The sequence below is a fragment of the Runella sp. MFBS21 genome (assembly GCF_029433105.1).
Classification (GTDB): Bacteria; Bacteroidota; Bacteroidia; order Cytophagales; family Spirosomataceae; genus Runella.
Genome location: NZ_JARNTW010000001.1, coordinates 826377 through 849266 on the forward strand (window position 1 = coordinate 826377; position 22890 = coordinate 849266).

At 43.7% G+C, this 22890-nt stretch carries 13 protein-coding genes; 10 read left to right on the top strand and 3 right to left on the bottom strand.

The window, feature by feature from the left end; all coding sequences use genetic code 11:
* Positions 1-72: 72 nt before the first annotated feature.
* Genes P1X15_RS03235 through P1X15_RS03245 form a run of 3 tightly spaced genes read right to left on the bottom strand, consistent with a single transcriptional unit; the run spans position 73 to position 5749 of the window.
* The gene (locus P1X15_RS03235; RefSeq protein ID WP_277336693.1) at positions 73-3252 is read right to left on the bottom strand and encodes an efflux RND transporter permease subunit; all 3180 of its coding nucleotides are present in this window, start codon (positions 3250-3252) and stop codon (positions 73-75) included.
* 19 nt (positions 3253-3271) lie between these two features.
* Complete coding sequence (locus tag P1X15_RS03240; protein ID WP_277336694.1) at positions 3272-4360, bottom strand: efflux RND transporter periplasmic adaptor subunit; 1089 nt, start codon at positions 4358-4360, stop codon at positions 3272-3274.
* Positions 4361-4399: 39 nt separating this feature from the next.
* Positions 4400-5749, bottom strand: coding sequence for a TolC family protein (locus P1X15_RS03245; protein ID WP_277336695.1), 1350 nt, complete (start codon positions 5747-5749; stop codon positions 4400-4402).
* Between the two features lie 773 nt (positions 5750-6522).
* On the opposite strand from P1X15_RS03245, the gene P1X15_RS03250 reads away from it, so the two are divergent.
* The 10 genes from P1X15_RS03250 (at position 6523) to P1X15_RS03295 (ending at position 22805) form a co-directional block, all read left to right on the top strand.
* A complete protein-coding gene (locus P1X15_RS03250) occupies positions 6523-7260 on the top strand; it encodes an IclR family transcriptional regulator (protein WP_277336696.1) in 738 nt (245 codons plus the stop codon).
* 193 nt (positions 7261-7453) lie between these two features.
* The gene (locus tag P1X15_RS03255) at positions 7454-10441 is read left to right on the top strand and encodes a TonB-dependent receptor (RefSeq protein WP_277336697.1); all 2988 of its coding nucleotides are present in this window, start codon (positions 7454-7456) and stop codon (positions 10439-10441) included.
* A 311-nt stretch (positions 10442-10752) separates the two neighbouring features.
* Entirely contained in the window at positions 10753-12201 is a 1449-nt protein-coding gene (locus tag P1X15_RS03260; RefSeq protein ID WP_277336698.1) for a RagB/SusD family nutrient uptake outer membrane protein, read from the top strand.
* 198 nt (positions 12202-12399) lie between these two features.
* Positions 12400-13191, top strand: a complete 792-nt coding sequence (locus tag P1X15_RS03265; RefSeq protein WP_277336699.1) for a LamG domain-containing protein — start codon at positions 12400-12402, stop codon at positions 13189-13191.
* Positions 13192-13194: 3 nt separating this feature from the next.
* Positions 13195-14523, top strand: coding sequence for an endo-1,4-beta-xylanase (locus P1X15_RS03270; protein ID WP_277336700.1), 1329 nt, complete (start codon positions 13195-13197; stop codon positions 14521-14523).
* Between the two features lie 644 nt (positions 14524-15167).
* Positions 15168-16358: an enolase C-terminal domain-like protein gene (locus P1X15_RS03275; RefSeq protein WP_277336701.1), complete on the top strand. Its 1191-nt coding sequence runs from the start codon at positions 15168-15170 to the stop codon at positions 16356-16358.
* A gap of 71 nt (positions 16359-16429) precedes the next feature.
* Entirely contained in the window at positions 16430-17851 is a 1422-nt protein-coding gene (locus P1X15_RS03280) for a cellulase family glycosylhydrolase (protein ID WP_277336702.1), read from the top strand.
* A 4-nt stretch (positions 17852-17855) separates the two neighbouring features.
* Positions 17856-18647, top strand: a complete 792-nt coding sequence (locus tag P1X15_RS03285; RefSeq protein ID WP_277336703.1) for an SDR family NAD(P)-dependent oxidoreductase — start codon at positions 17856-17858, stop codon at positions 18645-18647.
* Positions 18648-18663: 16 nt separating this feature from the next.
* Positions 18664-21537, top strand: a complete 2874-nt coding sequence (locus tag P1X15_RS03290; protein ID WP_277336704.1) for a glycosyl hydrolase 2 galactose-binding domain-containing protein — start codon at positions 18664-18666, stop codon at positions 21535-21537.
* A complete protein-coding gene (locus P1X15_RS03295; RefSeq protein WP_277336705.1) occupies positions 21534-22805 on the top strand; it encodes an MFS transporter in 1272 nt (423 codons plus the stop codon). Before P1X15_RS03290 ends, P1X15_RS03295 begins: the two co-directional genes overlap by 4 nt.
* Positions 22806-22890 lie beyond the last annotated feature (85 nt).

The following is a 22890-nucleotide window of genomic DNA, read 5'->3' on the forward strand; positions in this document are numbered from 1 at the left end:
AATTACCTAAAATAAAAAATGCCCCGAGAATGCGACTGACTCTCGGGGCATTTTTATTAGAAAAATAAAATCTTAGTGAGAAGAAAGCGATGTGTTGTTTTGAGAATTTAGCTCGTTTTGTTGGCGTTTTTTCTTGCCCATGCTGATTTTTTCAATCAACACAAAAAGAACCGGAACCACAAAAATAGCCAAAGAAGTAGCGGCTAGCATTCCTCCAAATACTGTCCAACCGATGGTCTTGCGAGACTCTGCGGCGGCACCACTGGCAAAAGCCAACGGCAATACGCCCAGAATAAATGCCAACGAGGTCATGATAATAGGCCGTAAACGAAGCTGTACCGCTTCGAGCGTGGCCTTGACAAGCTCCATACCTGCATCGACCCGCTCTTTGGCAAATTCCACAATCAAAATGGCGTTTTTAGCAGCAAGTCCAATCAACGTAATAAGCCCGATTTGGGCGTAGATGTTGTTGGAAAGATTAGGTAAAAACGTAAGGGTCAAAATAGAACCAAAAGCACCAATCGGCACTGCAAAAAGAACCGAGAAGGGAATAGACCAACTTTCGTACAAAGCCGCCAAAAACAAGAATACAAACACAATCGAAATAGCAAAAATCATGAGAGTACTATCACCCGCCTTGATTTCTTCGCTACTCATGCCCGAAAACTCATAGCCGTAGCCTGCTGGCAAAGTCGCATTAGCTACTTCTCTAAGTGCCGTAATCGCCTGCCCGCTACTGAAACCTGGCTTAGGGGTCCCGTTGATTTCGACGGAGCGGTAGATATTATAATGAGAAATCAAAGCTGGATTTTCGATGACTTTGGTAGTAATAAGTGCACTCAACGGAATCATGTTTCCTTCGCGATTACGCACGTAAAATTTCTCAATTTTATCCAAAGACGACCGAAAACTGCTATCAGCTTGTACTACTACCCGGAAGTTTCGACCATAAAGGTTGAAATCATTGACATAGTTACTACCCAACATGGCCGACAGCGAACTGAATACATCTGATACTTGTACCCCCAATTTTTTAGTTTTTTCGCGGTCAACGTCTATTTTATAACTAGGCGTACGGGTATTGAAAAAGGTAAAAGCGGTACCGATTTCGGGTCGTTTTGTAAGCTCAGCCAAGAAATTACGCGCTACTTTCTCAAATTGCTGGATATTGTCGGTACTGGTGGTTTGTTGTAACTGAAACGTAAAACCAGAAGTAGCCCCAAGCCCCGGAATAGCCGGTGGTGCAATCGCCAATACACGCGCTTCTTTGATGTCGGCAGTTCGTTTTTGTATTTCTTTAATCACGCTCTGAACATGGTGCTCGGCACCCTTTCGCTTAGACCAAGGGTGGAGGTTGATAAACAAAGTCCCCACGTTTGATTTGTTAGAAAAACTAAGGACGTTTAAACCAGCAAGCCCTCCTGCTACCCGCACTTCGGGAATCGCCTCCACGCGTTTCATAATTTCTTTTAGCATAGCGATGTTGCGAGTAGTAGAAGTCGCTTCTTGCATTTCGTACGTAACAAAAAGACGCCCTTCGTCTTCTACTGGTACAAAGCCTGTAGGTTTGTTTTTGAATAAGAAAAACAATCCCACAAACAAGCAGACCATCATCACCATTACGTAAGGGGTGGCTTTAATCCACTTAGCTACGCCACGGGTATAAGAATGCGAGAGTTTTTCGAACCAATGGTTGAAGCTATCAAAGAATTTTTCTAGGAAGTTTTTCTTCTCATTGGCACCTTTAGAAGGTCTGAGCATGGTCGCACAAAGTGCAGGTGTAAGCGAAAGCGCCACAAAAGCCGATAGCAAAACTGATACCGCAATGGTGATCGCAAATTGCTGATACAAACGCCCTACGATACCTGGCACAAAACTCACTGGTACAAACACCGCCGCCAAAATCAAAGCAATCGCAATCACCGGCCCCGAAATCTCTTTCATGGCTTTGGTGGTGGCTTCTTTGGGCGAGAGTTTTTCGTGGTCGATATTGTGCTGAACGGCCTCCACAACCACAATGGCATCATCCACTACAATCCCAATCGCCAATACAAACGCAAAGAGAGTGAGGGTATTGATAGTAAATCCAAAAGGAATAAAGAAAATAAACGTACCAATTAGCGAGACAGGAATCGCCAAAATAGGAATCAAAGTAGCGCGCCAGTTTTGCAAAAACAAAAACACTACGATAACCACCAAAATCATGGCTTCGGCAAATGTTTGCAACACTTCGTTGATTGAGACCCGTACCACCGTGGCGGTTTCGGTGGGTAACACAAAATCGATGTCTTTAGGGAAGGTTTTTCTCATTTCCTCTAAAGTTTTCATTACGCCATCGTATGTTTCGAGGGCATTGGCTCCGGGAGCTTGATAAATCAACACAAAAGCCGCAGGCTTGCCTCCCACAAAAGCATTGGAGCCATAATCAAACTTTCCTAGTTCGACCCGAGCTACGTCGCGTAGATACACGATACTACCTTGGGCTGGCGAAGATCGTACTATAATATCCTCAAACTCTTCTTTGGTATTTAATCGACTATTGGTCAGTACGCTATACTCAAAACTCTGGGTATTGGGCTGAGGGTTTCCACCCACCGTACCTGCGGCAATCTGGAGGTTTTGTTCGGACAATGCCGCCGATACGTCGGCAGGAGTCATGCGTAGGCTGGCAAGTTTTTCGGGATTGAGCCAAATACGCATCCCAAAATCATCGGCTCGCGAAATAATATCTCCTACGCCTTTGACCCGCTGAAGAGCATCTTTGAGATAAATATTGGCATAGTTTCCAATAAACTGAGCATCGTGGGTACCATTGGGAGAATACAACGCCAAAACCATCATGATACTGGGTTGTCTTTTCCGAACAGTAAGTCCTAATCTTTTGACCGCATCCGGCAAGGACGGCTCTGCCACACTGACTCGGTTTTGAACATCCAAAGCGGCGATATTGACGTCGGTTCCTACTTCAAACACTACGTTGATACCACTTTGGCCACTGCTCGTACTGTTGCTCGACATATAGCTCATGCCGGGTACGCCATTGACTTGGGTTTCGATAGCCGTAGTGGTGGTTTGCTCTACGGTTTGGGCATCGGCCCCTATGAAGTTTCCCGAAATGGTCACCGTAGGAGGTGTTACATCGGGATACTGGGCTACAGGAAGCGTGGATAAAGCAATAAGCCCAACCAACACAATCACAATCGACGAAACAATCGCGGTGATTGGTCTTTTTATAAAAATATCTGCAATCATCTTTGAGGAATTTCCGTGGTTAATTTGTTTTAATTACTGCTCCTTCACGGAGATTCTGTACCCCTTCTACGGCAATCTTCTCGCCCTCTTTTAATCCTTCTTTGACGATTACTTTGTTGCCCAAGGCTTTTCCTAGCGCTATTCGTCGCTGACTTACTTTGCTGCTATCACCCGCTACATAGACAAAAAACTCGCCCAATTGCTCCGTCACAGCCTTATAAGGAATCACTACTGCTTTTGCGGAGCGATTCAAAACTCTGACGGTTCCGGTCATACCAGCCCGTAAGAGATTGTCACGATTCGGAAAAATCAAGCGCGTTTTGATCGACCCTGTTTGGGTATCCACGGCGCGGTCGATGAGTTGGATTTTGCCTGGATAAGGGTACACATCTGCTCCAAAAGCCAAGGTAAAGGTGGAGTCGGCAGGCTTGTTGGATTTGAGCAAATTAGTAAAGCGATAAATCTCTTTTTGGTCTACATTGAAGTCTACCGCCAGCTCATTGTCCGACGAAATGGTATTCAACACGGTTTGCCCTGCCGATACGGCTGCTCCTACTTTCACGAGCGATATTCCGATGATTCCGCTAAAAGGTGCATATACTTTGGTATATCTCACATTGGTTTGTACCGCCGATACGTTGGCTTTGGAGGCTTCTACTTGTTTTTTTGCAACTTCGAGGGCCGCGTCTGCATTATCTACAAGTTGCTTCGCTACGGCGTCGTTTTTATCGAGTTCATGATAGCGATCCGCATCTTTTTGGGCTTTTTGCAAATTGGCCTCTTGTACTTTAAGGTTGGCAATTGCTTGCTCATAATTGGCCGAATACAGCTGCGCATCCACCGAATACAGCAATTGTCCTTTGCTTACATGAGCCCCGTCTTTGAAGTGAATACCCGTAATGAAGCCCGTTACTTGTGGTCGAAGCTCCACCTGATTCAGGGGAGTGATAGTTGCAGGGTATTCGTCATGATAGAGAGCATCGGTAGAGGTAGCTTCTTCCAAAGATACCGCAATCGCCGGTGGTGCTTGGGCCGTTTTTTGTTCTTCTTTTTTGCCGCAAGAAATCAGCAAAGTCACTATCAAAACGGATACTGTAAAATATTTCATGGAATTTGAAAACATCTTGTTTGGGGAATTTCTGTCGTGTTAAAAATTGATTTGGCCGAGGGCTTTTTGTACATCAACTTTGCTAGCAAGCACCTGATAAAGAGAGCTGTAATAGTTGATACGTGCAAGTCTCAAATCAGCCTCGGAGGTGATTACCTCTAGGTAAGTTTTGATGCCTGATTTGTATTGTAGTTGGATAATATCATACACTTCTTTGGCCAAATCCATATTATCTTTTTGAGCCAGCAACTCTATAAGGTTGGCTTTATAAGCACTCAAAGCCCTGGCATACTCGGCATTAATGTTCATCTTCAATCGTTGAATATCGAGGTCTACTCTTTTGATTTGCCATTCAGCGGTATTGATATTTGTCTTACGTTTTCCGCCTTGATAGATGGGCAATGATAGTGTTAGGGCCATAAAAGAGTTGGGGAAGTTTTTGCCATAAAGATCCACAAAACGATTGTTTTGGAAGTTGAGGTTATAGGCACCGTTGGCAGAGACTGTGGGCAAATAGCTCCATTTTTGGTATTGCAAATTGTAGTCCAACAGTTTCTTTTGCGTGTTAAGCAATTGGTATTCAATCCGCGAGCCGTATTCAGCATTTTGTAAAGTATCCAAAAAAATCTCTCGTTCCATTTGGAGACTATCGTATTGAAGCTTCAAAGCCTGCTCTTTGGGATAGCCCATCAATGACTTCAAATACTCAAGTTTGGCGGTCAAGATTTCTTCATTGCTTTTTTTGGCAGCTTTGGTATTGTTGAGAGCGATGGTGGCTCTTTTGAAATCTATCTTATCTACGATACCTGCTTTGTACTGATTTTGAGCATCTTTTAGGCTTCGTTCTAGCCGTACGATATCTTCGCGGGTTACGCTGATTTGCTGCATCGTAGCCAATACATCATAAAATGCTTTGGAAACAGTCACCGCCAAATCCGTTTTATTGTTGGTCGTGATTTGGCTTGCTTGTAGCCTGACATCGTTTTTAGTGCGATTAGCCAACAATACATCTCTATTAAAAAGTGCTTGTGATACCGTAAACTGCGTAGAAGACAGATTGTTGACGCCTAGCTTGACGGGATTGCCCCCGATAATGCTCGTTTGCACAATAAAATTGTGCTGGAAATTGTAGTTGAAGTTGATTTGCGGATACCAGTCCGCTAATTTATTCTTGATGGTATTTTCGGTAATGCGCTCATCTATCAGGGATTGCTGAATAGATGGTTGATTTTTGAGGGCATACTTTACAATATCATCTAAAGAAGCATTTTCTAAAGTCCCATTTTCAGCGGGCGTGGGGGTAGTTTGGGAAAATGCTAAAAAAGGCAGAAGAAAGGCAACTAGCAAAGCGATAGTCCTCCTTTTGTCTTCTGTAGGCCAATAATTCATGAAGGATGATGTTTGATTATGAAAAAATGCGCACAAATAATAAGCTGAATTATCTCTTAACTCAGTGCCAAAGCACAGTTAATTGTGTTGATAATCAGTAGCTAAATAAAACAATTAGCCTTATTTAGCGGAGAGTCAAAAAAGTAAAAACGTGGAAATTCTATTTTGCACAATTACTTATAAATAGCAACCCAATCACGTGTCGTTTGATAAAAAATCGACGTATGCACCTAAATCTAACAATAGAATGCAGGGGACTCTTCTAACTTTTTCCAGAAATGACTTTGCGCTAATCAGAGCAAGCATGGTTTTTATGATTTAAACCTTACTCCCGCTTCTCATACTGCTTGTTATCGTAGAGCATGAAAAGAAATACACAATCGCAGGTTTTCAACTAAAAAACTATGGTTAGGATGCCATAACTAGTAATGCGTATCTAGGTTAGGTCAAAACCGCTGCGAGTTGGTATGGGTGTTTACAGGTGATGATGGGATATAAAAAAAGTTTCTTACTAGTCACCAATGACAGTATTGACTTTAGAAGAAAAACAAATTTTTTAAAAAAGGGTTCACGACTGATTTGATAACTTGACTACAAAAAACCGCTTTTAATCTCAATTTAATCAACGGATAAGGGCTTTTTGAACAATACACAGGCTAGATTGATAAGCGCTAAAGCCTACTTTTTGTTAAAGTTTGAGAAGGATTATATCCTGAATTTTGGAATAAAAATTTTAAGAATATAATTTTACATTATAAAATATATTTTTATTGATGATACAAGTAATCAACCGCGCCCTTGATATTTTAGAAATAGTGGCTGCAAATCCCGAAAAACCTACTTCTTTAGGTGAAATTGCGGATGCTTTGGGATTAAATCATGGTACCTGCGCCAATATCATGAAAACGCTTGTGACGCGTAAGTATTTAGAACAAGTGGGGACTAAAAAGGGGTATATTTTAGGAGCCCAATCTTACTCACTTACCAATAACGACGCCTATCGCAAAGATTTGGTTGAAGCGGCCAAAGATGAGATGGACAAACTTACGGCCCAAATCAATGAAAATTGCTTATTAGCAGTTTTGAATGGCGACAAGCGCATGGTCATTCATCGGACTCACGCCGAACAAGACCTTCAGGTGCGTACTCCTCTCGAAAAACACGTATATGATGCCGCCTCGGGTCGTATGCTACTGGCTATGCTTTCAGAGCCTGAAATTGAGCGATTTGTAGCTAAATATGGTCTTCCTACCCCTGAAAGCTGGAAAGAAGTAGATTCGCTAGAAACCCTCAAAAGTTTATTGATGCAGTTTCGAAAAGAAGAATGCGCTCTTCAAGTATTATACGGACGACAAGTGGTTGGCTTGGCGGTGCCTGTTCTCAAAAACGACAAAGCGGTGGCAAGTTTGAGTATTTATCTGCCCGAATATCGCTATATGGTAGCTGATAAATCGGGGCTTGTTTTTCAACTTAAAGCTACGGCCAAACGCATAACACAGCGATTGAAATAATTCTTCTTTTGGTTTAGGCTCCCTCATCGACTCCTCATAGGCTGTAAACCCTGTGAGGAGTTTTTTTATTTTTAATCTAAGAAAAATGAAAAAAAATCTCTAAAAAATTTGGTCAGCTTATGATTTGTTAGGAATATTGTAATAAAATAAAATTAAATTTTATAATATAAAAATTATTCCAAACCAACACCCAATGAAACTCAACATTTATACTTGGCTTATGGGAGTTTGCCTCTTTTTGAGTGCCGCTCCACTGCTGGCCCAAGACCGCTCGATTTCAGGGCGGGTTGTGGGAGTCAATGACAATGCCCCACTGCCTGGAGTAAGTATTTTGGTGAAAGGTACTAGCACAGGTACCACCACCGACGCTAACGGGAGTTATAAATTAAACGTCCCTACCAATGCCGTTTTGGTGTTCTCTTTTGTAGGGTATAGCCCCAAAGAAATCACCGTAGGTAATCAAAGTGCAATAGATGTATCACTTGAGCTTGACAATCGTCTGCTCAACGAAGTAGTAGTAGTAGGATACGGTACGGTCAAAAAGAGTGATTTGACGGGGTCGTTGGCTTCTGTAAAGTCTAAAGAAATCAACGCATTTCCTGCCACCAACGTCCTACAAGCACTATCAGGGCGAGCACCAGGGGTACAAGTCACCCAAAATACAGGTGCTCCGGGTGCAGGCGTAAGTGTGAGGATTAGAGGGACAAATTCGGTCCAAGGAAGCAATGAGCCACTGTATGTAGTAGATGGGTTTCCGACTTCGGGGAGCAACCCTACTATCCTCAACAACTCTGATATAGAATCCATTGAAATCCTGAAAGATGCCTCGGCTACGGCTATTTATGGCTCGCGAGGTGCTAACGGTGTGGTTTTGATTACGACCAAGCAAGGCAAAGCCGGCAAAACGCAGGTCGATTATGAAGGAAGCTACAGCATTCAGACCCTCCGCAAAAAGCTCGATTTGATGAATGCCAAAGAGTACGCTACTTTTTATAATATGCAAGCCACCAACGACGGTGTGGCTCCCTACTTTACCCAAGCACAGATTGACGGGTTTGGAGAAGGCTACGACTGGCAAAATCTAATTTTCAGAAAGGCTCCTATGCAAACCCATAACTTGACGGTGAGCGGAGGCAATGAAAAAACGCGCTATTCGATTGGGGGAAGTATCTTCGGACAGCAAGGAATTATTATTGGCAGTGATTACAATCGCTATTCATTGCGCGCGAATGTCACAACTGATGTAAGTAAAAAGTTCAATTTATCGTACGGAGCCACTTTGACCAACATTAATACAAGCCGTCAAAACAACGGCGGCGGCAACCGTGGTGGTTCTATGATTTCGGCGGCCATATCGGCTCCTCCTACGCTCACTCCTTACAATGACGACGGTAGCTATCGGGTATTGGCCACTTCTTATCCGTTTATCTCCAATGTTATCACCAATCCTCTCAACTACGTCAATGAACAAACAGACGAAGTGCGGGCCAATCGTGTATTGGCCAACGTAGCAATGACTTTCAAGCCTTTTGAAGGATTGGCCATCAAAATCTCAGGGGGTATCGAAAATAGCGATGACCGCACCGACGCCTACACTACTACCAATTTTATCAATTCTCAAGGGTCGGCGAGTGTATCTACTACCCAAGGTAGGAGCTTGTTGAGCGAAAATACCATCAGCTACAACAAAAGTGTAGGTAAGCATAGCCTTTCGGCGGTAGCAGGTTTTACGTATCAAGATTTTCGGAATACTTCACTGGGAGCTTCGGGAGTTGGTTTTTTGAGTAATGTCACCGAAACCGCCAATTTAGGTTCTGCCAACACGCCCGGTATTCCATCTACTTCTTACTCGTTTGCTACTTTACTTTCGTATTTAGGAAGAGTCAATTATAGTTATAACAACAAATACTTAGCCACCGTCAGTTTCCGTGCCGATGGGTCGTCGCGCTATAGCGAAGGCAACAAATGGGGGTATTTTCCATCCGCAGCTTTGGCCTGGCGCGTATCAGAGGAAGAGTTTTTGAAAAATGTACCCTTTATTTCTGATTTGAAAGTCCGCGCAAGTTGGGGCCAAACAGGCAGCCAAGCAATCAGCCCTTATGCTACTCTCAATAACCTATCGGCAGGAAAAACGGTGTTTGATGATGCCCTCTACAACACTTTTGCTCCCGGTACTCGTCTGCCCGGAAATCTTAAATGGGAAACTACCGAACAAGCTGATTTTGGGATAGATGCCGCTTTCCAAAACAACCGCTATCGTCTCTCGGTCGATTATTACATCAAAAACACCCGCGATTTGCTTAACACCGTGCAGTTGCCGATTGGATTTGGATTTACGAGTACGATTCAAAACGTAGGTCAAATCCAAAACAAAGGGTTGGAAATCGCTTTAGATGCGCGAGTTATCGACAAAGCTTTTAAATGGGATTTGGGAGGAAATATCTCTTTCAACCGCAACAAGGTCATTAAGCTCTATAACGGTGCCGATATTTTGGGTGGAACGGTAGGCGTAACCCTCATCAATGACAACGCCAACCTCTTAAGAGAAGGCCAACCTATGAGTGTATTTTTTGGCTATTTGAAAGACGGATACACTGACCTAGGCAAGGAGAAGTACAAAGACCTCAACGGTGACGGCATCATCAACCAATTGGACAAAACTATCATTGGAAACCCCAATCCTGATTTCATCTACGGTCTCAATTCGACTATGAGCTATAAAGGGCTCGAACTTACCTTGTTTTTGCAAGGAACCCAAGGCAACGATTTGCTCAACGTAAGCTCTATCAACAATACCCTCGACTATGGGTTTGGGCTTAATATGCCACGCGAAGTACTTTATAACCACTGGTCTCCTACCAATCCTAATGCAAAATATCCCGTGATTTCGCGCTCCAATAGCTACAACTATTCCGACAGACTGGTGGAAGATGGTTCTTATTTACGGTTGCGAAATATCCAATTGGCCTACAGCTTACCTCTCCAACAATGGCGTGTCAACTGGATGCGCACGGCTCAAGTGTATGTCAGTGGGCAGAATTTGTTGACGTTTACAAAATACTCTTGGTGGGATCCCGAAACCAACTCACAAGGAGGTGCCAATTCTATCGGACAAGGTATTGACCACTACAGCTATCCTACTTCCAAAGCCGTCACCTTTGGGGTAAGAGTCGGATTTTAATCATCTAAGTACTGATGCGAGAACAGACTTTCCAAGTTTTTGATAGTCAAAGGATTTGTAACCTTGGAAAGTCTTGTTTAAGAGTCGGATTTTAATCATCTAAGTACTGATGCGAGAACAGACTTTCCAAGTTTTTGATAGTCAAAGGATTTGTAACCTTGGAAAGTCTTGTTTAAGAGTCGGATTTTAATCCTCTAAGTACTGATGCGAGAATAGACTTTCCAAGTTTTTGATAGTCAAAGGATTTGTAAACTTGGAAAGTCTTGTTTAAGAGTCGAGTTTCAATCATGTAAGACTTAATCATTGAAAAAATGAAAAAAATATTCTTTCTATTATCGACTGTCTTTTTGATGTCCTGCGAGGATGTATTAAAAGAAGCGCCTAAGGCGGTGGCCGTCGAAACATTTTATAACACTGCCGCTGAGGTAGAAACGGCTGTGAATGCCGCCTACCAAGAATTGAGAGCTACCAATGGCATCAGTGGACAGCTTGGTGCTCAGGTAGAAGCTTATACCGACTATAGCTATGGTCGTGGAAGCTATCAAGTATTGAGTGATTTTCAAGGCTTGAATAGCACCAATATTCCGCGTACCGATGATGGATGGCGGTTGTTTTATTTGAGTATTCGCAATGCCAATTTGGTGATTCAAAATGCCCCCAAAGGCAAAAATATCAGCCAAGCTGATGTAGCCAAATATGTAGCCGAAGCTAAGTTTTTAAGGGCTTATAACTACTTCTGGTTGGTGCGAAATTGGGGCGGCGTACCCATTCGTACCGAAGCCACTCTCAATGAACCCAATGTGAAGCGTGGGACGGTAGATGAAGTATACACTTTAATCATTGCTGACCTAAAAGAAGCCGAAACCAATCTCCCCGACAAGCCCGCTCAAGTAGGTCGGGCTACCAAATGGGCTGCTAAAGCAGCTTTGGCAGAGGTATATTTTACAAGAAATCAATACGCCGAAGCCCGCGATAAAGCCGATGAAATTATCAAATCAGGGCAATTTTCGCTCGTTCCTGTCACCGTTGCGGCTGATTTTGACAAGGTCTTTGGTCCTACTATAGTGACAAGTCCCGAAGAGATTTTTTATTTGAAAATGACCCGCCAAAACAACCAAGGGATGTATTTGGCGATGTTTGCGCATCATCCTGGCACGAGACTACACGGTGCTGGGGGATTTTTTGCCCACTATACCGATTCCCAAACCAATCCAGTATATAAGAATTGGGATAACAATGATTTGCGGAAAAGCTACAATTGGATCAATTGGAATATTGGATTGGGGAACAATAGTATGTTGTGTAAGAAATTCTCTGACGCACTTGCCCCCACAAGTACCGCAGCTGGCAACGACTTTCCCATTTATCGTTACTCTGATGTGCTTTTGATGTATGCCGAAGCTGCTTGTCGCGCCAGCAATGGCCCTACTGCGGCAGCCTTAGAAGCGCTCAATCAGGTGCATCGCCGGGCTTATGGCAAATCTGCAACGGCTCCTTCGACCGTCGATTTCAAATTGGCTGATTATACTGCCGAGACTTTTAATGATTTGGTATTGCAAGAAAGGGGATACGAAACCCAATATGAAGCTAAACGTTGGCTTGATTTGAAACGCTTAGGTACAGCCAAGCTGAAACAAATCATCAAAGCAGCTACGGGCAAAGATGTGGCAGATAAGCATTTGTTTTGGCCTATACCTGTAGGTGAATTAAACTTTAACACAGCCCTCGACCCCAGTAAAGACCAGAACTTGGGGTATTGATTCAAGGATTGTGGATGAGTTTGATTTGAAAATCAAGACTAATAGCCTAATCAATAGATATTTGTTATTATTTTTCAAATCAACTCACCTACTCCAATCTGTTTTTATAAAATGAAAAAAAACGCCATTAGTCTGTGTGCTTTTTTTATCCTTATAGGGGGGATAAATGTAGTCTGTGGACAATCTAAAAGTAAGCAAATGAAGTATATAGCCCGGATTCTTAAAACCCCCAATTTGATTGCTCTTTGGGATTTCAAGGAAGAAGAAGGTCAAGCTCGAAAAGCGCAAGGAGTGAGTGATTTTCCCCTCAAAGAGCAAAATGGTACCTTGCCGCGTGTCAATGAGGGGCCATTGTCGGGCTATTCTGCTCAATTTGGCAATAAAGCCTTTCTTTCTTTACCCCATGCAGAAACTGGCAAACTCAATATTTATGGAAAATCACAAGGCGTAACAGTGATGGCGTGGGTCAAATGGACGGGCGAACAAACGGGCTTTGTGGGTGGAATGTGGAACGAATACCAAGACGGCGGCAAGCGACAGTATGGTTTATTTGTTTCATTGCCCTATTACAATGGTCGAAATCAAGTTTGTGGACATATTTCATGGAACGGCAAACCTACGCCTCCTTTCCCGTATTCCATTGATTATTCGGCAAGCCATCAGGCTGTTCCTGCCAATGAGTGGAGTTGTGTGGCCTTTACATACGACGGCAAGTACATCCGCTCTTTTTTCAACGGTGAATTCAAAGAAAGAGCCCCCGAACTCATCGACCATACCAAGGGCTTTGAGGGCTATCCTGAAGGCATTACTCACTCCAAAAACCCTTACTATTTTCCTGATGGTATGGGCAACAATGGTTCCGATTTTACGGTAGGGGCGGTGTTGCTTAAAGCGGGTATGGGCAATTTTTTCAAGGGCCAAATAGGAGGTTTGGCGGTTTTTGACCGCTCCTTAAGTGCAGAAGAAATCAAAAAATTATCTAAAAACTAGAGAATGAAAAAACTGATTTTACTATTGTTATTGGGCTATATCCACACTTTTGCCCAAACTAGCCGCTACGATTCTTTGTGGAACAATGCTGCGGTAGAAAAACGCATTGCGGATGGTATCGAAAAAAATCGTAAAGGAGATTTTACTCTTCTTTTTCCTAATCTAAAGGGCAATGCTCAAATAGAAATTCAACAGGTAAAACATGAGTTTCAGTTTGGTTCCAATATTTTTATGTTGAAAGGCTTCAAAACCGATGCCGAAAATCAGCGCTATGAAGAGGTATTTAAGTCATTGTTCAATACGGCTTGTGTACCTTTTTATTGGAAAGACCTTGAACCAGAGCAAGGAAAACCCCGATTTGCGGCCAATAGTGCCTTTATTTATCGTCGTCCACCGCCAGATTTGGTACTTGATTTTTGTCAAAAAAATGGCATTACTCCCAAAGGCCATACGCTTGTCTGGGATAATACTGCCCATGCTGTACCCACATGGCTTACCAAAGATACTTCTAAGATTCAACCTTTTATTGATGCCCGCATCAAGACTTTGGCCGAACGCTACGGCTCGCAGGTGAAGACTTGGGATGTGGTCAATGAAGTACTAGCCGATCATCCTAATGTACCGATGCCCCCCGACTATGCTTTGAAAGCATTCAAGGCCGCTCAAAAGTATTATCCTGCTTCCACACGCTTGTTTATCAATGAAGTGACTACCTTGTCTTGGCAAAATTATCACCGAGATTACACACCTTATAAGTTGCTGATAGAGAACCTAAAACACAAAGGGGCACGTATCGGCGGGATTGGTTTGCAGTTTCATTTTTTTAGTGAACCTCTGCATCATGATGTAGCAGCGGGCAAGGCCATGCGTCCTGAAGACTTGTTTAAGGCGCTTGATTTGTATGGTCAGTTCAATTTGCCTTTACACGTGTCGGAGATTACAATCCCTACTTTGCCCAATACCAAGGAGGGGTTGGAAAACCAAGCCAAAATGACCCGTAATTTTTATCGCTTGTGGTTTAGTCACGCGGCGGTAGAGGCGATTATTTGGTGGAATGTTGCCGATGGTACTGCGGTAGCGGGTGAAGACAAGTGGAGGGGAGGGTTTTTGGATGAAGCTCTTCAACCTAAGCCTTCTTATCATGCACTTAATTCTTTGATTAATCAGGAATGGAAGACCCAAATAAATACAAGTGTAACAGGTAAAAGTTATTCGTTTAGAGGGTTTTATGGGGAGTATGTAGCTAAAATCACGGTCAATGGAAAGACGGTAGAAAAGCGTTTCGTGGTCGGAAAAAATCAACCTAAAGAATTGAATATAACGGGGCTTTAGTCTGCTTGTTTACAAAACTATTACTCCTAAAACCCCACGCCTCTAGGCTGGGGATGGAAGAAAAAAGAAATACCAGCGAGGCTTTAGCCCTGACTTTTTCATAGGAGTGTGTTTAAAATCAAGGCTAAATCGGAGTGCTTATTTACTTAAATGAGTATGCATAAAATTGAATAAAATTTGTTTTCTAAGTGGTTGATTATCAATGCAAATAATGGTTAACAATTAGCTGTATATAAGCACTCAATTTCTTTCAATGACGGGCTGGGTACTTAGCTCAAGATAGTAAAACTTTAATGACGGGCTGGGTACTTAGCTCAAGATAGTAAAACTTTAATGACGGGCTGGTACTTAGCTTAAAATAGTAAAACTTTAATGACGGGCTGGTACTTAGCTCAAGATAGTAAAACTTTATTGACGGGCTGGTACTTAGCTTAAAATAGTAAAACTTTAATGACGGGCTGGTACTTAGCTTGAAATAGTAAAACTTTAATGACGGGCTGGTAGCATTTAGCTCAAGATAGTAAAACTTTAATGACGGGCTGGTAGCATTTAGCTCAAGATAGTAAAACTTTAATGACGGGCTGGTAGCATTTAGCTCAAGATAGTAAAACTTTAATGACGGGCTGGTAGCCCGTGCCACATTTATGAAAATTATTGATTTAAAGACGCGTTGTGTGGCGATTCCGCTCAATGCGCAATTAAGACACAATACAGGGGTGCACCCTGGCTACTTTCTGCGGACCATTTTGGAACTGGTAACTGACGAGGGCATCATTGGTCTGGGGGAAGTAGGGGGTGGTGACCAACGCGGCGCGTTACAAAAACTCAAACCGCGAATTATCGGCCTTGACCCTTTTCACCTCGAAACAATCAAATTAAAGGTTCTGCGGAGTATTTACTATATGTCGAATGCCCGACTGTATGCCGCTATCGAGATGGCATGTTTAGATATTCAGGGCAAAGTGTTGGGGCGTCCTCTAAGTGATTTATTGGGCGGACGTGTACGCGACGAGGTGCCGTTCATCGCTTATTTGTTTTGGCGCTACGACCGCCCCGGCGGTGGTCATGATGAGACAGCGGAAGATTTGGCCGATTTTTGTGAAGAACTCCACGAAACGCTGGGTGTCAATGCCATGAAACTCAAAGCGGGCGTCATGCCTCCTGCCGAAGAAGCTCGCGTACTCGAACTCTGCCGAGAAAGGTTAGGAGATGATTTTGGCTTACGAATCGATCCTAACGGCGTATGGTCGGTGCCAACAGCGGTAAAAATTGGGAAAAGATTGGAAAGCCTAGGACTTGAGTATTTTGAAGACCCTTCTTGGGGATTGAATGGAAATGCCGAAGTCCGCAAACAAATACGCATTCCGATTGCTACCAATATGTATCCTGCTCGATTTGATGACCTTGCGCCGGCTATCAAAATGGAGGCGGTAGATATTGTATTGACCGATATTCACTATTGGGAAGGGCCCAAAGGAGTCAAAGATTTGGTGGCGGTTTGCAACACCTTCAATCTAGGGGTGGCAATGCACAGTGGGGCTGAGTTTGGCATCGAACTCGCAGCCATGATTCATACTGCTTCTACCATTCCTACCATGACTTTTGCGGGAGATGCTCACTATCATTATTTGACCGACGACATCATCGAAGGAGGATTAATGAAATACGAAAATGGGGCTATCAAAGTACCTACAGGACCAGGTTTGGGCGTCGCGCTAGATGAAGACAAGATGAAGTTTTACGAAAAATATTATGAACAAAAAGGGGATTATTATGCCCGTTTTCATCAAGACCCTTATCGTCCAGACTGGTATCCTACGGTCGGTGGAATTTAATGAAAGGGAAGTTAATTGTTCAATAATCAGATAGTTAAAGGCACCGAATTAATAACACAAAACGATTAACTGTGCGTAAATTAATCTTAGCTTTCGTAGTTTGTTGGTTTGGGAAGGTAATAGCGCAAAAACAACCTTCTGAAAAATCATTTGTGGAAATCAGTCGTCAAGATGCGCGGTATTTGGCTTTGAGCAATGGGCAGACGTTCATCCCTGTGGGGCCTAATATCTGTTTTCCACGCGGACTTACTACCGAAACCGACGTATTGGGATTTTATGAAAAGTACTTCCAAAAGCTGGCTCAAAATGGCGGCAATTTTACCCGTATTTGGTTGAGCGTACCTGTTTTTGAAATAGAGCATCAGTCTGCCGGAAAGTATGATTTGGCTATCGCGAGGCGTATCGATAAGGTATTGGCAATGGCCAAAAAATATCATATCAGGGTAAAGTTTTGTTTGGAACATTTCAGAAAAATCACCAATTCTCCCGCGCCTTTTCCTACTTCTGTACCTTTTGACAGACCTGTTTATGAATCCAAAATTGCAACGATAGATGACTTCTTTTTGACCGATAAAGGCAAAAAATTGTACCTCGACCGTATTGATTTTTTGGCAAAACGATACGGAAATAATCCGAGCGTCTTTGGCTGGGAACTTTGGAATGAGGTCAATGCCGTAGGTGTCAACGACAAGAATCAATTGCTGAAATGGACGCAAGAAATGCTCCCGGAAGTGAAAAAACGATTTCCTCGTCAGTTGGTGATGCAAAGTCTTGGAAGCTTTGATACTGAAAGTGCGACCGATATGTACCGTATCTATTCCCAACTGCCTACCAATCAACTAGCCCAAGTACACCGGTATTTGGATTTGGGGGCAAGCTTGGAAGTGTGTAAAGGCCCGATGGAAGTGCTTGCAAGCAATGCCGTTTTGACTCTTCGAGCGTTTTGTCCTGATAAGCCGGTGCTACTTTCTGAGGTAGGAGCCGTAGAGCCACGCCATGCAGGGCCTTCAAAATTGTACGAAAAAGACACTTTAGGCATTCTTTTGCACGACCTCCTGTTTGCGCCGTTTTTTGCAGGAGCTGCTGCCCCTGGGCAAAGTTGGCACTGGGATTATTATATCGAAAAACATAACCTTTGGTGGCATTTTGCCCGTTTTTCGGAGGCCATCAAAGGCTTTGACCCCGTAGCACAAAAAGCCCAAGCATTCACCGAAAACCTTCCCGAAGGCTTACATCTCTATGGATTGGAAGGCGAAAATATGAGTTTGCTATGGATAAGAGACCCTCGAAATGATTGGAAAACGGAATTGGTAGAAGGAAAGGCAGTAAAGGCTGTCGTGCCGCAGTCTCTAACGATTCACCAAAAGGGCATCCGAAACGTATCATTTTATGATGCTTGGACAAACCGCTGGTCTTCAGGTGCTTTATCTGCCGACGGCAGCTTGGTACTGCCTTCTTTTAGCCGTTCTATCGTTGTAAAATTAGAGAAATAACGTCATGCGATTAAGACATAAAAAAGCATTAGTAACGGGAGCTTCGGGCGGAATTGGCCGAGCCATCGCCTTGCAGCTCGCCCGCGAGGGATGCTTGGTAGGTGTGCATTATTTCGACAAAGAAGAAGAAGCCAAGCAGGTCCAAGCCGAGATTGAGACACAAGGTGGGAAAGCCTATTTGTTTCAAGCAGATTTGTCGGAAGTAGCGCAAGTAAAAGCCCTCGGAACAGCCGCTTGGGAAGCCATGCAAGGGATAGATTACTTGGTGAACAATGCTGGGATTTCTTACAAAAAACATTTTTTGGATGTCAGCGAAGAAGATGTTGACGCTTTTATGGATGTCAATTTCAAAGGCACGTTTTTTCTAAGTCAGACCCTTGCTCAATTGATGATTCAACACCACGTAGAAGGTAGCATTTATACCATAACGTCGGTCAATGCGCTTCGTCCAGGATTGGGGCTGAGTACTTATGGTGCTACCAAAGGTGCCCTCGAAACCCTCATGAAAGGTGTGGCGATGGAGCTTGCTCCTCACCAAATCAGGGTCAATACCATTGCTTTGGGCGCATTTGAAACGGATATTACAGCTCCCGTTTGGCAAAACCCAACTTTGCTCAAAGAAGTCAATGACGGCATCCCGATGGGGCGCTTTGGCCAACCTCACGAAGCCGCTGCAGTGATAGTAGATTTGCTGAGTTCGGGGAGCTATTTGACAGGAGCGAGCCTCACTCTGGATGGTGGCCTATTGTTGATGCGAGGTTATGGAAAACCCGGTCTTTATGATACAGAAAAATGAAAAACAAAAACCTAACATGAACCCTTTTCTTCAGACATACCATACTTTTAGACTTTTGGGGGCTTTGGCCTTTTGGCCATTGCTTTCACCTGTTTTTGCCCAAACTCCCCCCACTTTATGGCAGCCTTATCGTATAGCCGAAAGAGTAGGGGCACAGCACCTTGATTTATCGGGCGAGGGCTGGACACTTGGACACACCGACCAACCTATCAAAAACATCGAAGACCTAAAAGATGTGAAAGATGTTTTTAAAACTTCTATTCCTAATTCAGTGCATTGGTCTTATTTCAAAGCAGGAAAGTTACCTCACCCTTATTATCACAAAAACTCTCTTCAATACACTTGGCTCGACGAAAAAGCGTGGTATTATCGTCGTAGTTTCAAACTACCCGCCACTGCCACCGACCATTATGTTTATCTGTGTTTTGAGGGAGTAGATTATTTCTCAAAAGTATGGGTTAATGATTCGCTAGTGGGTATCCATGAGGGGATGTTTGGTGGACCTACCGTGGAGATTAGTCGGCTATTGGAAGCTGATAATGAAATAGTTGTGGAAGTAAGAGCAGGAAATTGGGGGAACAAAGCTACCTATTATGAAAATCTCCCTCGCTTAGGTTCTGGCGAATTTGATTATTCTAAACGCAAAGGCTACAATCCCCGAGCAAGCGGCAAAATCATCAAACCGTGGGTGATTTCGGGCGGTTCGGGAGGAGAACCTTTCTTTAGCGTCGGGATGTGGCAAGGAGTACGTTTGGAGGTGGTTCCTAAAGTCCACGTTGAGCGTCCTTTTCTGACTACCAAATCCATCGCAGCCAATGCAAGTTCAGCGGCTTTGCATCTTTCTCTGGAATTGTTGGCCAACGAAGTTTCTACTAACCTCAAGCTGCATCCGTGGCAAAACACCCAACTCGACCATCCTGACAACTATGGTCAAAAATTTGAAGCTATTGGTGGCAATTACACGGTAGCCTTGGAAATGAGTAGTGGTGGAGTCTCTGCCTTCAAGCAATCTTGGACCGTAAGCTTAAACAAAGGACGAAACTGGCTAGAAAAAGACATTCTATTGCCCAAACCCAAGCTTTGGAATCCCAATGGGCTGGGCAAAGCCGAGCTTTATGATGTAAAAATAGTGCTTTTGAAAGACGGCAAAGCAGTTGATAACCTAGGGTTTACTTATGGTGTCCGGACGATTGAGTACTTACCTACTGCAGGACCCCGCACCCGCGACCGCTGGGACGACTGGCAGTTTGTGGTGAATGGTAAGAAGTTTTTTGTAAAAGGAATGAATTTTACCCCCCAAGATATATTGTTGGATTTGAACCGGGAGCGTTATCGTTGGACTTTAGAAGCCGCTCAAAAAATGGGCGTCCAACTCATTCGTATTTGGGGTGGGGGGCTATTAGAAACTCAGCATCTGTACGACATCTGTAATGAATTGGGCATCATGGTGTGGCAAGATTTCCCGATTGGAAACCAAGATACGCCCGACTACCCCCAAGATGTATGGGAAGCACAGGTGGTGCAAAATATTCTTCGCCTTCGCAATCATCCTTCATTGGCGGTATGGTGTGGAGGAAATGAATTCAATGCTTATTCTTACGGCAACGCTACCTCTATCGGGATTATTGAGCGAAATCTCCGAACCTTCGACCCATCGAGGGTGTTCAAACGCACCACTCCCGACCACGGTGCCATTCATATTTATCCCGATATGGACCCTATTTGGTACAATCGTAGCTATGCCAAAGCACCGTGGATTTCGGAAACAGGAATGCATTCGATTCCCGAAGCAGGCGTATTTTATGAGACGGTTGACAATACCGAATTTCATGACCTAGGTAAAATGTGGGATAAAGAGTTTTATAAAACGCACCCCGAATTTATCCATCATTTTACAGAATATGGCCCCGGACGCGTACCTCGGATGCTGAGTCGAGCGTCGCATATCATTGATGTCTCTGACCCTACGATTGATGCTATTTCGGAGGCTTCGCAAGTAGGTGCGGGCGAGTTTTATCAAATTTTCTCCGAAAAAGTCCAAGGGAGTTATCCCGTTACGGCAGGTTTGATGCCTTGGGTATTTAAGCGGCATTGGCCCGTGATTGCCATTCAATTGATGGATTGGTTTGGCCAAGCAGCCGCACCTTATTATTTCCTAAAACGTACTTATGAACCTACCCACATAGCGGTGGATATCCCCCGAATGTTGTGGAAAAAAGGCGAAAAGATGGCACTTCCTATCAAAATTACCCATGCTTTGCCCGAAATTCTGAAAAATGGGCAGGTTTCAATCACGGTTTTGGACGATAATTTCAAAGCAGTTTGGAGTCAACAAAAAACAGTGAATATCAACGCTGGGCCTTCGGTTAGTGAAGTAGCTACGGGACATTATGCCATCCCTGAAGATTACAGCGATCGCTTTTTGTTTGTGATAGCCGAACTCAAAGATGCGACGGGCAAACTGATTTCTCGCTCATTTTATTATCCACGGGTTTTGGCCAAAATGGAAGATTCCCAGTTTTATAGCAACTATACCACCAAGCCCATTGAATGGATTACGCTCGACAAAGGCCCTTGGCTCAAACCTACTGTTGCTAAAAACACAACAACTTGTCAGCTGTCGGTGGTGCGTCATGAAAAAATAAATGCGCAAAAAAGTCGCATTACAATCAGGGTTTCAAATCAAGGAAAACTACCTGCCTTTATGACCAAAGTGGATATTATGGGTACGAAGCGAGCTATCGTAGCAAGTGACAACTACAACTGGTTGGCAGCAGGCGAAAGTCGTGAAATTACTTTAGATGTTCTTTGGCGTGAACCCGAAACGGCGGCTCAAGCAGTATTGAATTTTAGTGCATGGAATGCTCCTAAAGTAGAAACAAAACTATGAACAAGTCACTAGAAATAAAGTCCCTGCCTTCTACCTCCCCTGTTTTTCCTGCTAGTTATCGGTGGGAGCTGCTGGCCTTACTTTGGTTTGCTTTTTTCTTAAATCAAGCAGATAGGCAGATTTTCAGCGTCGTTTTGCCTTTGATTCGAAAAGATTTGGGTCTGACCGATGCCGAACTTGGTTTGATCGCATCAGCGTTGGTTTGGACGTATGGTCTTTTAGTACCTATCGCTGGTTTTATTGGCGACCGCTATTCACGGCGTAATATCCTGGGAATAAGTCTCTTGTTTTGGTCTTTGGCCACATTGAGTACAGGATTTTGTACAACCCTTATTCAATTTGTGCTACTACGGGGTATCGCTACAGGAGGTGGAGAAGCTTTTTATGCGCCTTCAGCCAATTCCCTTTTGAGTGAGCATCATTCTCAAAACAAGTCTTTGGCACTCTCTATTCATCAAACAGCCGTCTATTTTGGGATTATCTTAAGTGGATTGATTGCTGGCTATGTGGGAGAACACTACGGCTGGCAACGTGCTTTTTTTCTATTTGGGAGTTTTGGGGTAATACTCGGCATTGTGTTTTTTGTGCGGGTCAAAAAAGATACGCCGGCTATTGCGAAGGAGTTGCTACCTGATACGCAAGCGGTAAGTGTGGCGCAAGTAGCGCGTATCATCGTCAAAAAACCTACGGTATGGATGCTTACTTTGGCCTTTGCATGTATGGTTTTTGTCAATGTGGGGTATCTTACGTGGATGCCTTCTTTTTTGGCCGAAAAATTTGGTCAATCACTCACCGAAGCGGGTTTTACTTCTTTGTTTTATCATCATGTAGGGGCCTTTTTAGGGGTGCTTATGGGGGCCAAAATCGCAGATTCTTTTGCCAAAACCAAACCCCAAAGCCGCTTGATTGTGCAAGCTTTAGGGCTGCTACTAGGTGCGCCGTTTATTTACTTAATGAGTGTGAGTCTTTCGCCTAGTGTTACCTATGTGGCGTTGTTTTGCTTCGGGCTTTTTCGAGGTTGGTACGATTCCAATATCGTTGCTTCTCTGTATGAAGTAGTTGCGCCTCAGATTCGCTCTTCGGCCTATGGCTTGATGCTGGCGTGTGCTTTTTTGGTAGGAGCTACTTCTCCTTTTTTGTTGGGCATCCTCAAGCCTACTTTAGGTCTTACCACTGGATTGGCAAGTTTAGCAGGCTTTTATGTTTTGGGCAGTGGGCTTATTGCCACAGCCGTAGTTTGGTTTTTCAAGCACGATAAAGAAACTTAAAACTAGTTCGCTTGAGTGTTTTTGCGTCGGAGACGCAGCACTATTTTGACCCAAATGGCCGTTTGGGTCAAGCTAGACAAATTGA